Annotated in this window: 10 protein-coding genes and 1 tRNA gene; 5 read left to right on the top strand and 6 right to left on the bottom strand. The window is 62.9% G+C overall.

Annotated features, from left to right (window positions below; genetic code table 11):
• Positions 1-83 precede the first annotated feature (83 nt).
• Positions 84-156: transfer RNA gene (locus tag QRX40_RS06815), tRNA-Ala, on the bottom strand.
• Positions 157-239: 83 nt separating this feature from the next.
• Positions 240-923 (bottom strand): VTT domain-containing protein, encoded by a 684-nt coding sequence (locus tag QRX40_RS06810; RefSeq protein ID WP_313837233.1) that lies wholly within the window; start codon positions 921-923, stop codon positions 240-242.
• Between the two features lie 212 nt (positions 924-1,135).
• Between QRX40_RS06810 and QRX40_RS06805 the strand changes: the two genes are divergently transcribed.
• Complete coding sequence (locus QRX40_RS06805) at positions 1,136-2,530, top strand: GH1 family beta-glucosidase (RefSeq protein WP_313837232.1); 1,395 nt, start codon at positions 1,136-1,138, stop codon at positions 2,528-2,530.
• Between the two features lie 65 nt (positions 2,531-2,595).
• On the opposite strand, the gene QRX40_RS06800 is transcribed toward QRX40_RS06805, so the two are convergent.
• Entirely contained in the window at positions 2,596-4,152 is a 1,557-nt protein-coding gene (locus QRX40_RS06800) for a phospholipid carrier-dependent glycosyltransferase (RefSeq protein ID WP_313837271.1), read from the bottom strand.
• Between the two features lie 223 nt (positions 4,153-4,375).
• On the opposite strand from QRX40_RS06800, the gene rsmI reads away from it, so the two are divergent.
• Positions 4,376-5,329: a 16S rRNA (cytidine(1402)-2'-O)-methyltransferase gene (rsmI, locus tag QRX40_RS06795; protein ID WP_313837231.1), complete on the top strand. Its 954-nt coding sequence runs from the start codon at positions 4,376-4,378 to the stop codon at positions 5,327-5,329.
• On the opposite strand, the gene QRX40_RS06790 is transcribed toward rsmI, so the two are convergent.
• Both QRX40_RS06790 and QRX40_RS06785 read right to left on the bottom strand, forming a co-directional pair.
• Positions 5,308-5,754 carry a hypothetical protein gene (locus QRX40_RS06790; protein ID WP_313837230.1) on the bottom strand — a complete coding sequence of 149 codons (447 nt, stop codon included), beginning with the start codon at positions 5,752-5,754 and terminating at the stop codon, positions 5,308-5,310. The two genes, rsmI and QRX40_RS06790, sit on opposite strands and share 22 nt — an antisense overlap.
• Positions 5,751-6,362 (bottom strand): hypothetical protein, encoded by a 612-nt coding sequence (locus QRX40_RS06785; RefSeq protein WP_313837228.1) that lies wholly within the window; start codon positions 6,360-6,362, stop codon positions 5,751-5,753. Before QRX40_RS06785 ends, QRX40_RS06790 begins: the two co-directional genes overlap by 4 nt.
• A 294-nt stretch (positions 6,363-6,656) precedes the next feature.
• On the opposite strand from QRX40_RS06785, the gene metG reads away from it, so the two are divergent.
• Both metG and QRX40_RS06775 read left to right on the top strand, forming a co-directional pair.
• Positions 6,657-8,528: a methionine--tRNA ligase gene (gene metG, locus QRX40_RS06780; RefSeq protein WP_313837226.1), complete on the top strand. Its 1,872-nt coding sequence runs from the start codon at positions 6,657-6,659 to the stop codon at positions 8,526-8,528.
• Positions 8,529-8,755: 227 nt separating this feature from the next.
• On the top strand, positions 8,756-11,776 hold the full coding sequence (locus tag QRX40_RS06775; protein ID WP_313837224.1) for an HAD-IA family hydrolase: 3,021 nt from the start codon (positions 8,756-8,758) through the stop codon (positions 11,774-11,776).
• Positions 11,777-12,100: 324 nt separating this feature from the next.
• On the opposite strand, the gene QRX40_RS06770 is transcribed toward QRX40_RS06775, so the two are convergent.
• Positions 12,101-13,165, bottom strand: a complete 1,065-nt coding sequence (locus QRX40_RS06770) for a glycoside hydrolase family 43 protein (protein ID WP_313837223.1) — start codon at positions 13,163-13,165, stop codon at positions 12,101-12,103.
• Positions 13,166-13,363: 198 nt separating this feature from the next.
• Between QRX40_RS06770 and QRX40_RS06765 the strand changes: the two genes are divergently transcribed.
• Entirely contained in the window at positions 13,364-14,320 is a 957-nt protein-coding gene (locus QRX40_RS06765) for a TatD family hydrolase (protein WP_313837221.1), read from the top strand.
• Positions 14,321-14,377: the final 57 nt, after the last annotated feature.

The following is a 14,377-nucleotide window of genomic DNA, read 5'->3' as shown; positions in this document are numbered from 1 at the left end:
GCTGCGTTGATGCGTCTGGAATCTGCCGAAGCCTTTATCGGTCGTGATGACGACCTGGAGCATTGTGCAGTGTCTCGACACTGTGGAGCTGAGGGTAGTCGAAACCCCGACCTCTTCGATGCGAACGAAGCGCTCTACCAACTGAGCTACAGCCCCATTCGTTGCCCGACCGTAGCCGAACAACAGAAGCTTACTTTAGCGCGTGCCCTGGCCAAACGCAAAATATCCCAGATCAGGCATCAGTCCGCCTTGGCGCTGGTTTTTTCGGCGGAAGCCTTCTTGTGGCCGAATTTAGCCTTGAGCAGGCCGATGACCGTGGGCAGGACCGAAATGACCAGGATCAGGATGATGACCAGCTCGAAATGCTGTTGGACTGCGGGGATGCCCCCGAAGAAGTAGCCCAGGAGGGTGAAGAGGGTGGACCATATCAGACCGCCCAGGATGCTGAAGGGGGTGAAGCGCCGCCAGCGCATTCCGGAGATGCCCGATATGAACGGCATGAATGTCCTGATGAAGGGAAGGAAGCGTCCCAGGACTACGGCTAGTGGGCCCCACTTGTCAATCAGGCCTTCGGTCTTGGCGATTCGTTCGGGGGTCAGTGACTTCACGCGCCCCGAACGGACGATGGCCCGGCCGAAGAAGTGCCCGATGAAGTAGTTGCTCTGGTCGCCCAGGATGGGGGCCAGCCAGACGACGGGCAGGAGCACGTCCAAGGCCATGCCGCTGGATGGGTCATGGGCGAAGACGCCGGCGGCGAAGAGCAGGGAGTCGCCCGGCAGGAAGGGCATGAAGACCACGCCTGTCTCGATGAAGATGATCAGGAAGATGAACCCGTAGGTCGGCACCAGCCCCATGGCGATCCAGCTCGCGATGGCGCTGCGCGGATCCTTGAGCAGGTGTATCAGCCAGTTGACGAACCCCATGAATCGCGTTCCATTCCGTCGATGTGTGCTTTTCCAGAACCGAGACACACTTTAACAAGCCGGCCTTGGCACCCGGTACTCCCCGGTCTGATTCCTTGCGAGGACAACACAACCCATCGTTGCCGGACTTATGGGCTGTCGGCCACGGTCCTGTCGTCGGTCCTCCTGTGCGAAGATAGGCAGGAAGGGTCACACAATCGAGGAGTGGACATATGGTCAATGACGAACGACTCGCCTTCCCTGAGGACTTCACCTGGGGCACGGCAACGGCATCCTTCCAGGTAGAGGGTGCGGCGCATGAGGACGGCAGGGGAGACTCCATCTGGGATGTCTACTGCAGGCAGCCAGGAAGGATAGCGGATGGATCCAATGGCGATGTCGCCTGTGATCAGTACCACCGCTACCCAGAGGACATTGCTCTGATGAAGCAGATGGGGGTGGGGGCCTACCGGCTGTCTGTAGCCTGGCCTCGCATTGTGCCCCAGGCAGACGGCGCCATCAACCAGGCTGGCTTGGACCACTACCGGCGGGTGCTGGACATGCTGCTAGAAAACGGCATCAAGCCTGTAGTCACCCTCTACCACTGGGATCTGCCTCAGTACCTGCAGGAGGCTGGAGGCTGGGCCAACCGCGACACCGCCCAACGATATGCCGACTATGCAGCCGTCCTGGCCAAGGCTCTGGGCGATCGGGTGCAGACTTGGACAACCCTGAACGAACCTTGGTGCTCGGCCTATCTGGGCTATGGCAATGGCGGCCATGCTCCAGGCATCCGCGACTACGGGCAGGCTCTGGCAGCGGTCCATCATCTGAATCTTGCTCACGGTCTGGGAGCCCAGGCCATCCGTGCCGAGCTGGGCGACAGGGCGCGCATATCGGTGACTCTGAACCTGCAGGTCAACCGGGCCGATAGCGACGATCCGGCGGATCTGGCGGCCAAGACCCGGGCAGACCTGTTCGCCAACGAGGTATGGCTGGGCCCCATGCTGGCCGGAACCTATGACCAACGCATCCATGATGCCGCTGAGGGTATCACTGACTGGAGCTTCGTTCGTGACGGCGATCTGGAACAGATCCATCAGCCCTTGGACGTGCTGGGCATCAACTACTACTCGACCAACCACGTGCGGGGTCGAAGCGGCGCTGGTTCCGAGCGCAACCCCATGCCCGCCCAGGAGATGGTCGAGACTCTGCCTCCTCAGGGGCCGTTGACCGCCATGGGCTGGAACCAGGAGCCTCAGGGGCTGACCGATCTGCTCATGGAGGTCTCCGGCCGTTTCCCCAAGCTGGATCTTATGATCACCGAGAACGGATCTGCCTGGGAGGACCAGGTCAGCATGGATCCATCCTTCCCCGGCGGCAAAGGGGTGCATGATCCCCAGCGGGTGGCCTATCTGGAGGAGCACCTGCGTGCCGTGGCCCGGGCCATCCATGAAGGAGCCCGGGTGACCGGTTACTTCGCTTGGTCCCTGCTGGATAACTTTGAGTGGGCCTTGGGCTACACCAAGCGCTTTGGGCTGATCAGGGTCGACTATGACACCCAGGAGAGGATCTGGAAGGATTCCGGTCTGCGGTACGCGCAGATCATCCATGATCGTGCAGTCTGAGCACGACGGCACACAAACGTTGCTGCAAGGCGGTCGGGCATCCCTGTCCGGCCGCCTCCTTTGTCCTAGATCCAGCTGGACAGCCACATGTGCATGCGCCAGAAGTCATAGGGGATGGGCATGGCGGTCCACAGCGGATAGAAGAAGACCGAGGTCAGGCCTAGCAGGGTCAGGCCCATGATCATGGTCTGCCGGTAGAGGATGCTATCCGAATTCTGCCGTAGCCAGTTGACCACATAGCAGATTGCCAGGATCATCCAGGGCAGGATGACGATGGAATAGAAGGTGAAGGTGGTCCGGTTCATGTATTGGATCCAGGGCAGCCAGCCGGCCAGCATGCCTGCCAAGACCCCCCAGATCCGCCAATCTCCGTGCTTGACCACGACGGCGATGACGATGGCCAGAACCATGCAGATGCTGCCCAACCACCAGGTCAGGGGATTGCCCAAGGATGTGACGGCGGCCACGCAGGGGGAGTCCTTGGCCAGTCCGCACAAGCCGGGGAAGCCTGTGATCTTCTGCCAGTAGAAGCTGGTGGGTCTGATCTGCAAGGGCCACGTCAGGGGGTTGGCCATGTATGGGTGTCGGGTATGCAGGGTGGTGTGGAAGTGCCACATCTGCCGGTGGTATTCAGCCAGGGACCGCAACCCCTCCGGCAGCCAGGTCAGACCCTGGCCAGGGTGCTGGGCCGCCCAGCTGTGCATGAAGGAATCCCCGTGCAGGAACCATCCCGTCCAGGAGGCCAGATAGGTGCCCGCCCAGACGGGGATCATAAGCAGGGCCGCCGGCAGCCCGTCCCTGAGCACGGCGCTCTGCAGCCAGGATCCGTATCCTGCCTGATGGCGTTCCCAGCCATCCCAAAGCACTGAGATCAGGGCGAAGACGGCGAAGAAGTAGGCTCCTGACCACTTGGTGCAGGTGGCCAGGCCCAGGAGCAGGGCGGCTCCTGTCCGCCACCAGGACCAGGCGATGAAGGGGCCGGTAGTGGCCACGGGCAGTTCGACACGGCTTTGCCGTCCTTGCTGTCCCTGTGACTGAATGACCTTCACCCGGTAGTGCAGGCGGAAATCAGCCTGATCCTTGGCCCAGGATTGTCGCAGCCTGTTCCGAGCCCAGTCTCGGTGGCCCATCAGGCACAGCCAGGCTCCCAGGACGAAGATCATGACGAAGTTGTCCAGCAAGCCGGTTCGGCTCATAACGATGCCCAGACCATCGATAGCCATGAGGAAGCCAGCTGTCAGGGCGATGGGCAGGTTATGGAAGAGGCGCAGGGCTACTCGGCAGAGCAGCAGGATGGCGATGGTGCCCGCCAGGGCAGTGGCCGCTCGCCAGGCGAAGGGATTCCCGGCTCCGCCGAACAGTTTGAGACCCAAGGCGATGCACCACTTGCCCACCGGCGGATGAACCACGTATTCGGCCTGGGGCAGCCAGTCGCTGGTATGCCCCTGGGCAAAGATCTGGTCGATGGGAAGGTCAAGGGGGCCGGCTTTTTTGGGCCAGTTGCGCGGCTCGCCGGTCATCAGCATGGTCCAGGCGTCTTTGACGTAATAGGTCTCGTCGAAGACGATGGCTCGAGGGCTGCCCAGCCGCACAAACCGCAAAAGCCCGCCCAGAAGAGCCATGAGTATGCAGGCCAGCCAGCTGCTCTGCCGACGGGAGAGCCGGGGTATCGTGATCCCTCGTCTGGTGTGGTGACCCTTGGGAGTGCTGAAGATGGACAGCATGGCAGGGCGACCGGACCGGTGGGCGGCGTGCCTGCCGTGTCTGGAGGAGCGATGCTGCGAAGAAAGCCCTGCCAAAGATGTCATCACCCCTAGATTAGGCCATACTGAAGGCATGAGCAGCATGAACGGCCGGAGCGATGGACATATACAGGGTGGAGAAAGCCATGCAGGGTCGCATTCACCCAGTGTTTCACGTGGAACAGTGGTGCTGGCGGCCACGCCTATAGGCAATGTCGCCGATGCCTCGACACGCTTGGTGGAGCTCCTGCAGTCGGCGGACCTGGTGGCAGCAGAGGACACGCGGCGGCTCTATGATCTGGCCAATCGTTTGGGGGTGCGCGTAGGCGGCAGGGTGGTGGCCTATCACGATCATAACGAGCGGCGGATGGCCGATCCCATCCTGGATCAGGTTTGTGACGGAGCCTGCGCACTGGTGGTCTCAGATGCAGGCATGCCCACCATCAATGATCCGGGCATGGCCATTGTCAGGCGGGCCATTGAGCGAGGCATACCGGTCACCTGTGCCCCTGGCCCCAGCGCCGTGCTGGATGCCCTGGCCCTCTCTGGTCTGCCGACCGACCGCTTCTGCTATGAGGGGTTTCTCCCCCGTCGGCACCAGGAGCGGTTGCGGCATCTGCGCACCCTGCGCAGCGAGGAGCGGACCATGGTCTTCTACGAGACGCCCCACCGCATCGATCAGGCTATGCAGGACCTTCAGGAGGTCTTCGGCCCCGACCGGCTCATGGCCCTCTGCCGGGAGCTGACCAAGGAACATGAACAGATTCGGCGGGGCACAGTCGGTGAAATTGTGCGTTCCCTCCAGGAGGATCCTCCCCGGGGAGAGATGGTCCTGGTCGTGGCTGGTGCATCCGCCTTGGAGGCAAGGCGCAACGATCCTGAGGCCATGGATGATCGGCGGCTGGCGGTTCTGGCACGTGATCTGGCCCGAACCGAGGGCCTGCGGCTCAAGGAAGCCATCGCGCGGGTAGCTGCCGAGCACCCCCTGGCTGATGGCAGCCTGCCTAATCGCAAGCGGATTTATGCCCTGGCCGTTCAAGAGGATAAAGAGGACTGATTCCCCTTTCCCTCATCCAGCAGCACCTCCAGCGCTCTGCGCACACCGGGCCCGCCCAGCTGGGAGATGGTCTCCAGCAGGGCTGGCGAAGCAGCGGGATTGGCCACCAGCCACCGGCGCAGCTCAGGCTCTTCTCGGGCGATGGCCCAGAGGATGCTCGGGTCGGTCGCGGGGTCTGTGGCCATCAGCGCTGTGGGCACCAGGGGAGGCTCCGGTGGCGGGGCGCGCATCTCGGCCATCGGGTGGATGCCATCAGGTTCGTCTTGGCTCAAATCGTCATCTGCTGGGGAGCGCGACCGGCTGCTGATGGCAGTCATGAGCCGGGCCATGCGTTCAGTGGCGGACAACCCACGATGGCTCCGGGCCCTGCCTCGGTGCCGATGATGGCCGTGCGTACCTCGGGCATACCTCACTGTCAGACTCATAGGATCGCCTTGAGTCTTCTTATGGTCTCCAGCCCTTGAGCGTGGCCAGGCCAGCGGGGGTTGGAGGACAGAAGCGCCTCGCAGGATCCGCAGCTGACCTGATATCGCTCCATCAGCTCATGCAAGACCGCCATGGTCTCTTCTCCGTTGCACTGGCCTGAGGGGTCGCAGGCCAGGTCGCAGGCCGTCCAGAGCGGCGAAGTCACCCAAAGTTTCCCAAGCTTCATCAGATAGCGGGCATCCAGCTGTCGCTGGTGGGGGTGCAGGGGCCTGCCGTGAACGGGCGTGCGGAAGTGGGAGTTGGAGATAATGTCCAGCGTGTCGGGGAAACGGCCGTTGATCCATATCCAGAGCGCCAGTCCGCCACATGCTGCTGCGCCGTAAGGGACCATGGGCATGACGATGGAGGCGCGACCGTAGAGTCCCTCAGCCTGTTCGTTCAGATAGCAGCAGGATCGGTCCAGACAGGTCACGATCCCCTCATTCACCAACAGGCTGAGGCTGAGCGGGCCGGGCAGATCTCCGGTTTGGATCAGACTGGGCAGCGGCTTGGGATCGGGGGTCAGGGCCCCAAAATCGGTCGTAGGAGGACGGCCGCGGGTGCGCATCGGCGCTGCCCCGGCTGGTGGTCCGGGCCACTGTTGAGCGGTGTCGGCGTGCGGTGTTCGGCCTGGCGGCTTTGTTCTAGCTCTGAGGGTGCGACTGGCGCCATGGGCAGTGGTAGGCGTCCACGTCACTCCCCCGAGGACGTGTTCTCGATTCATGGTTCGACTGTAAATGGCTGGTTCCGAGTTTGCCTGAAGGAGGGCCAAATTTGTGTACTTGTGGATAATCTGCTTGCTCGACGGCAGTCCTGTGGACGAGCAGGGGGATTGTAGGCCTGAGCCGATAATCTTGCTGGTATGAGTCATATCCTTGTTTCCGTCGCCTGGCCCTACGCGAATGGGCCCCGTCATATCGGCCACGTCGCTGGGTTCGGCGTCCCCTCGGACGTCTATGCACGCTACGAACGCATGAAGGGCAATGATGTCCTTATGGTTTCGGGGACTGACGAGCACGGCACTCCCATCCTGGTGGAGGCTGACGCCGAGGGTGTGGGTCCCCAAGAGATCGCCGACCGCTACAACCGGGTCATCGTCAAGGATTTGTGCGATCTGGGGCTCAGCTATGACCTTTTCACCAGGACCACGACCGGCAATCACGAGAAGGTGGTGCAGGAGCTCTTCCGCCAGTGCAGGGCCAATGGCTACATCTATGAAGGCCAGCAGAAGGTGGCCATCTCGCCTTCCACTGGCCGGACCCTGCCGGACCGCTATATCGAGGGGACCTGCCCCATCTGCGGTGCTGACGGCGCTCGCGGCGACCAATGCGACAACTGCGGCAACGAGCTGGATCCGGACGAGCTGATCAACCCCGTATCCAAGATCAACGGGGAGACCCCCCGGTTCGAGGAGTCCAAGCACTTCTTCTTGGATCTGCCCGCCCTGGCCGAGGCCAACCTGGCCTGGTTGAAGACCCGCAAGGGCTGGCGCAGCAACGTGCTCAACTTCTCCCTGGGGCTGTTCAAGGAGGTCAAGCCGCGAGCCATCACCCGCGACATCGACTGGGGCATTCCCGTGCCTGTGGACGGCTGGGTCGACGACCCCAACAAGAAGCTCTATGTTTGGTTCGACGCCGTCATCGGATACCTGTCGGCGTCCATCGAGTGGGCCCGCCGTCAGGGCGACCCCGAGGCCTGGCGCAAGTGGTGGAATGACCCCAAGGCCCTGGGCTACTACTTCATGGGCAAGGACAACATCACCTTCCACTCGCAGATCTGGCCCTCGGAGATTCTGGCCTACAACGGCCAGGGGTCCAAGGGCGGACAGCCGGGATCCTACGGCGAGCTCAACCTGCCCGAGCAGGTGGTGGCCAGCGAGTTCATGACCATGGAGGGCAAGAAGTTCAGCTCCTCGCGGGGCATCGTCATCTACGTCAAGGACATCCTGGCGCGCTACCCGGTCGATGCAGTCCGCTACTACATTTCCATCGCTGGTCCGGAGACCTCGGACTCGGACTTCACCTGGGCGGAGTTCGTCCGGCACAACAACGAGGAGCTGGCCGCCTCCTGGGGCAACCTGGTCAACCGCGTGGCCAACCTGCTCAACAAGGACTTCGGCAGCATCCCCCGCATCGAGGAGGACTGGCTGACCGAGGAGGATACTGCCCTGCTGGACCGCAGCCTGCAGGCCTTCGATACCGTGGGCTCCCTGATCGAGCACCATCGCCAGAAGGCCGCCCTGGTCGAGGCCATGGCTCTGGTGGGCGATATCAACAAGTACATCTCCGCCCAGGAGCCCTGGAAGATCAAGGATGACCAGAACCGACTGGCTGCCGTCCTGCACACCGCAGCGCAGGCCGTGCTGGACGCCAACACCATGCTGGCCCCCTTCCTGCCGCATGCTTCTCAGCGGGTCTGGGAGACCATGGGCGGCAAGGGCACCTTCTCGCCCCTGCCCCGTGTCGAGGAGGTTGACGACCTGGATCGGTCCGGCTTCCACTATCCCATCATCACCGGCGACTACCGGCTGGGGGAGACGGTCCACCCTTGGGCGCGTGAGCCCCTCAGGGACGGCACGCCGATCGAACGGCCCACACCTATCTTTCCGCGCATTCCCAAGGAGGCCGTGCAGGAGGAGCTGGATCGTTTCCAGGAGCAACTGGACCGCCGCAAGGCCAAAGAGCGCGCCCGATTCGAGGCGGAGCAGGCCAAGCTGGGCGACCAGGGCAAGTGACGGTCGACGCGCCCGGGACGGCATTCGTGATTCACAGAGAACTTTGAGGTTTTCGGGCACTTCCTCCAAGGTAGCGCTGGTTATATTTGTTCTGTCGGTTGAAGTACTGGCCGATGGGGGTCGTGCGGCCCCGATAACTGAACCCCTTCTTCTCTCTCTCTTCTCGCCCGGCGGCTCTTCGAACCGCCGGGTTCTTTCGTCATGGAAGACCCATAGGATGAGTAACCATGAAGATTGCCCAATTCGCCTGTGTGCTCTTCGATCTGGACGGGGTGCTGGTGCCCACGACCATCCTGCACAAGGCCGCCTGGAAGGCGTTGTTCGATCAGGTCCTGCCCGGGAACGTCCCGGCCTACACGGAGCAGGACTACTACGCCTATGTGGATGGCCGGCCCCGCTATGACGGTGTCGACGCCCTGCTGCGCAGCAGGGGCATTGAACTGGACTGGGGCAGCCCCAATGACGATCCGCAGCTGGACACCGTCTGCGGATACGGCAATCGCAAGAACATGACCTTTGAGCGGATGCTGAAGCAGAAGGGCATCGATCCCTACCCGGACACCGTGGATCTGCTCAGGCATCTGCGCGCCGACAAGAAGCGTCTGGCTGTGGTGTCCAGTTCGCGCAACACGGCCCAGGTCCTCCAGGCCGCTGGGATCGCCGGATACTTCGACACTGTGGTGGACGGCAATCTCAAGGACGAGATGGGCCTTCAGGGCAAGCCGGCCCCGGACACCTACGCCTATGCGGCCAAGGTGCTGGGCCTGCGCAATGAGGATGCCGTTGTGGTCGAGGATGCCCTCTCTGGCGTGGCCGCCGGTCACGCGGGCAGGTTTGGCCTGGTCGTGGGCGTGAACAGGGGTGCCGGCCGCGAGCAGCTGCTCAAGGCGGGCGCGGACCTGGTGGTGGACCAGCTGATCGAGCTGATCGACGACGATGCCAGCGAGCGTGCACAGGCGGAGGACCCCAGTCTGGATGAGGATCGCTTCCCTGTAGAAGAGTGGGGGTTCAGCGAGAACGGTCGGCCCGATGCGGTCAGCGCCACAGTCTTCTCGGTCACCAACGGCTCCGTCGGCGTCAGGGGCGAAGGCGGCGGGGAACGCTGCCTGGGCAACGGTACCTTCCTGAGCGGATTCCATGACACCTTCCGGATAGCCCATCCCGAAAGCGCCTACGGATACGCCCAAGTGGGTCAGCTGATCCAAGGAGTGCCCGATGCTTCGGACTTCACCCTCAAGGTGGAAGGGCTGCCTCTGGGCAGGCCGGAGAAGACCACTCAGCGACTGGACTTCCGAACCGGAATCGCAACCACCACCAATCTGTACGATCTAGGCCACGGCATTCACCTGAAGACCGTGCTCACCCGCATGGTCTGCCTGTATGACCGCAGCCTGAGCGTCTGCACGCTGACCGTCGAGTCGCCCGACCGGGACATGGCTGTGGTCGTCGAGGGTCCGGTCAACGCCGACAACCCCCGCCATGTCAACTCCAGTGACCCCCGCAAGTCGACCTTTGTGGACGGCTGTGGAATCCATGAGGTGCTGGACAATGCGGTCTACGGTGAGCTGAGTGCGGATTGCAGGGTCTTCCGTTGCAATAATTCACGGCTCAGCCTGGCCCTGGGCGTCAGGCAGTTCAGGGACGGCCGGCCTGTCGAGGGCTCCGGTTGGCGCATGGACGTGCCCAAGGGCGGTTCCACCCGTCTGATCCGTTACGCCGTCTATCGCAGCCACCCCATTCTTCCGGCTGGCACCAGCGGCAATGGTCTGGTCGTGCAGACCCGGGGCGAGGGGACCAGGAATCTGGTCGAGGACTGCCGCGATCGGCTGGAGGAGGTCAGCACCCTCTCTCTTGATCAGCTGGAGCGGCGTCAGCGGGAATGGCTGGATCGGTTCTGGGAGCGTCAGGATATCCGCATTCAGGCCGACGATGGCGGTCGTACCCAGCAGATGGTGCGTTGGGAGCTCTTCCAGCTGGCCCAGTCCACAGCCCAGATCGAGAACGGCGTGGGTGCCAAGGGTCTGAGCGGGTCCGGCTACAGCGGCCACTACTTCTGGGACACCGAGATCTACATTCTCCCCTTCCTGATCTATTCAGCGCCTGCCCGGGCCAGAGCCGTCCTTCACTACCGCTACCTGATGCTGCCTGCCGCCAGGCGCAGGGCCTGCGCACTCAACCTGAACGGCGCCCTCTTCCCCTGGAGGACCATCGACGGTGAGGAGGCCTCCGCCTACTTCCCTACGGGCACGGCCCAGTACCACATCGATGCCGATATTGCCTACGCGGTGGCCCAGTATGTGCAGGTCACCGGCGATGAAGACTTCCTGCAGGCTGAGGGCATCGACATCCTGGTGGAGACGGCCCGTCTCTGGATGAGCCTGGGGCGCTACAAGGAGGACGGACGCTTCCACATTCACTGCGTGACCGGCCCCGACGAGTACACGGTCCTGGTTGACGACAACCTCTACACCAACCAGATGGCCCGGTTCAACCTCCTGGCCGCTTACAAGGCCTACCAGCACCTACGGGAGAAGCACCCAGATCTGATCGGTGGCATACGCGAAAGGCTGCACTTTGACGAGGAGGAGGCCGACAAATGGTCCAGCGCGGCTCAAGCCATGTTCGTCCCCTTCGACGATCAGGAGGGGGTTCATGCCCAGGACGCCCAGTTCATGCAGCGGCCACGCTGGCATTTTGATCGGTTCACGGCCAGACCCTTGCTGCTGCACTACCATCCGCTGGTCATTTACCGGCACAAGGTGCTCAAGCAGACCGACGTGGTCATGGCTCTCTACCTGCTCAGCTCCTGGTTCACTCCGGAGCAGAAGCGGGCCGACTTCGACTACTACGATCCGCTGACCACTGGGGATTCGACCCTGTCGGCAGCCTCCCAGTCCATCCTTGCCGCTGAGGTGGGGCATGACCAGCTGGCCATGCAGTACTTCCGCCGGTCCCTGTTTACGGACGTGGACGATCTGCATGCCAACACGACCGACGGCATCCACCTGGCTGCCTGCGGAGGCGTCTGGTCCAGCCTGGTCTGCGGCTTCGGCGGCCTTCGGGATACCGGCGGGACCGGGCTGAGCATTGACCCCCGCCTGCCTTCGTCCTGGCGCTCGATGACCTACGAGCTGGAGGTGCGGGGCACCAGGTTCCAGGTTGCTGTAACGACAGACGGTGTCGACCTGAAGCGCGTGTCAGGACCCGAGCTGGATCTTCTGGTCCAGGGGCATCCACGCCATATATGATCTCCGGATTCTGGGCCTAGACACACCCGGGATCCGGAGTTGCACCTGATGCAGACCCCAATGGATTAAGTGGATGCCGGACTGATCGAGGATAACTGGGACTTGACGCTAGGGACTTGAGTGGGTCTGTAGCTTCGGGAACAGTCTCATGAAAAACGAGAAGTGAACATGTCCTGATTTGGCTCTTCTAGCCCAGGTCTGAGTTTTACTGGCCGCGTTCCCTGTTGCGGTAGAAGTGGAGGCATTTATTGGAGCACTTACGCACGATTATGGGATTTTATTCGTGTGAGGCTTCGTCATGGTTGCCTGCGTGCTGCCGCCCGCTCAGCGGGTCAGGGTGCGCTTCAGAATTCGGTACTCGCTCTCGGTGATGGGCATGATGGAGCCGTGGCGCTTGGTCAGCCGGCCGAAGTTCATGTCGCTGACCAAGGCCCAGTCCTGCCGCTCTCTGGAAGACAGATCGGCACAGCGGAAGGGCAGATAGCCCCGGCCCTCGGCGAACTGGTCGCAGATCAAGCCGAAAGGCATGGTTCGGCCGTCGGGTCCTGCGGCGTCGGCATCGTTGTAGAGGAAGAGCTCGGGGCCCTCCAGATACCGCGAGGAGTAGCGCCCCTGGCCGAAGATGTCGGTCAGGTTGGACAGGTATGACCAGGCCTGGTCGTCGTCGGTACGCACCAGCTCGTGGGTGGCCGCATAGGGGTTGCGGGTGCGTTCCAGGGTGATCTGGTCATCCTTGGAGGCCCGGTACCACCAGCCGTCGGGCGCCTTGAGCATGGTCGTGTCGATGATCCCGTTGCTGCGGTCGATCCATTTGACCGGGCGGGAGAAGGAAACCAGATCAGTGCTGGTGGCGTAGTACATGTTGATGCCGTCACCCAGCTCGTTGGCCAGGTCGGCTGCGGCCGGGTCCTCGGCGCTGTCGGAGGCAGCTGTGGCCCAGAATACTATCCACTGCCCCCTGTCGGCATCCCAGCAGGCCTCCGGTGCCCAGGCCATGCCCGCCTTGGGAATGGCCGAGGCCACGTCCACCAGGCGGGGTCTGCCCCAGTGGGCCAGGTCCGGCGAATCCCAGATGACCAGGCCGGTGGATCCATCCACCGTGGACCGGCCCTCCTGCCAGCCGCCCCTGTGGTAGACGGACAGGTCGGTGGCGATGATGTGGAAGAGGCCGTCAGGGCCTCGAACAATATAGGGGTCGCGTACGCCGCCCTCGCCCTCGCTCCAGGTCAGAACAGGGTCTCCCTGGGCGCGCAGGTCATGCCAGTGCAGGCCGTCCCGGCTGAGGGCGAAGTAGAGCTGCTCATCCGTCTCAGCCTGTTCATGGCCGGTGAAGTGGACGAAGAGGTAGGCGCTGGTCGCCTCGAACGAGGGCTGCCAATCCATAGACATAATCCACCTTTTCTGCCTTCGGCAACGGTACCGCGGCGGCGGGGGACTGGCAGACGGACGACGGCTGCTTCTTCGTTCTTCCTATCCGGCTGGTCCTGGGCCGTCAGAGGTGATTCTAGCTGCAGTCCTTCCTTTTGGCGGAGTCGGCCACCTGGGCGGGTCGAAGATTGGGCCGCACAAGACCTTAGACTGTGGACCATGAGCAAGCATCATCGCAACCGCAGCTGGGCTCCCGATCCCGAGCCACTGCCCGAAGGCATCGGAGTCATCGACGATCACACCCACATGGCCTCCGTGGTCCCCTTCGCCCAGGAGATGGACCGGCAGGCCAGGGAGCGCGGGCAGGATCCGGTCCCCGTCCGCACAGTCGACCAGCAGCTGGAAAGGGCCCGTGCTGTGGGGGTGGTCGGGGCCATCGACGTGGGTTGCGAGCTGCCCAACCTGCAGACGGCTGTGGATCTGGCACTGGCCCATCCCGGGGTGGTTCACGCGGCCTTGGCCATCCATCCCAATGAGGCCGTCCTGCACGGCCATCGAGGGGTGCCGGGGCCGGATGGACTGCCGCTGCAATATCAGCCCTGGCATGAGGTTTCTTTCGAGCAGGCGCTTGAGGAGGTCGCCCGTCTGGCTCGCGCATATCCCGACCAGGTGGTGGCCATCGGAGAGACGGGCATGGACCTCTTCCGAACCGGCCAAGGGGCCGAAGAGATCCAGCGGCAGGCCTTCCGCGATCACATCGCCCTGGCCAAGGAGCTGGACCTGCCCATGCAGATCCACGACCGCGACGCCCATGGACAGGTTATTGAGACCCTGCTGGAGGACGGCGCCCCCGAGCGCACGATCTTCCATTCCTATTCGGGGGATGCGCAGATGGCCCAGGTGGCCGCCGAGCACGGCTGGTATCTGAGTTTTTCGGGGACGGTCTCCTACAAGGGCAACGAGGGAATCCGCCAGGCCCTGTCCGTGGTCGGCATGGACCACATCATGGTGGAGACCGATGCGCCCTACCTGAGTCCCATGCCCTACCGGGGACGCACCAACTCCCCCTACATGATTCCCTACACCCTGCGTGCTATGGCTGATGCCCTGGATCGCCCCCTGGCTCAAGTGGCCGAAGCGACGGCAGCCACCACGCGCCGGGTTTATGGCCTGTGAAGGATGTTCGACGCATAGTGCCAGGGCGGGATTAAGCTAATCGTGTGTCGCGGTCTG

Origin of the sequence: Bifidobacterium sp. H6bp9 (genome assembly GCF_032193695.1) — a bacterium.
In the GTDB taxonomy this organism is placed as follows: domain Bacteria; phylum Actinomycetota; class Actinomycetes; order Actinomycetales; family Bifidobacteriaceae; genus Bombiscardovia; species Bombiscardovia kimbladii.
Note: the sequence above shows the minus strand (reverse complement) of the source record. Positions and strands in the feature narration are given on the sequence as shown.

Coding starts and splice junctions, on each gene's coding strand:
- QRX40_RS06810 (WP_313837233.1), bottom strand. CDS start 923: ATGGGGTTCGTCAACTGGCTGATACACCTGCTCAAGGATCCGCGCAGC.
- QRX40_RS06805 (WP_313837232.1), top strand. CDS start 1,136: ATGGTCAATGACGAACGACTCGCCTTCCCTGAGGACTTCACCTGGGGC.
- QRX40_RS06800 (WP_313837271.1), bottom strand. CDS start 4,152: ATGGCTCTTCTGGGCGGGCTTTTGCGGTTTGTGCGGCTGGGCAGCCCT.
- rsmI (WP_313837231.1), top strand. CDS start 4,376: ATGAACGGCCGGAGCGATGGACATATACAGGGTGGAGAAAGCCATGCA.
- QRX40_RS06790 (WP_313837230.1), bottom strand. CDS start 5,754: ATGAGTCTGACAGTGAGGTATGCCCGAGGTACGCACGGCCATCATCGG.
- QRX40_RS06785 (WP_313837228.1), bottom strand. CDS start 6,362: ATGCGCACCCGCGGCCGTCCTCCTACGACCGATTTTGGGGCCCTGACC.
- metG (WP_313837226.1), top strand. CDS start 6,657: ATGAGTCATATCCTTGTTTCCGTCGCCTGGCCCTACGCGAATGGGCCC.
- QRX40_RS06775 (WP_313837224.1), top strand. CDS start 8,756: ATGAAGATTGCCCAATTCGCCTGTGTGCTCTTCGATCTGGACGGGGTG.
- QRX40_RS06770 (WP_313837223.1), bottom strand. CDS start 13,165: ATGTCTATGGATTGGCAGCCCTCGTTCGAGGCGACCAGCGCCTACCTC.
- QRX40_RS06765 (WP_313837221.1), top strand. CDS start 13,364: ATGAGCAAGCATCATCGCAACCGCAGCTGGGCTCCCGATCCCGAGCCA.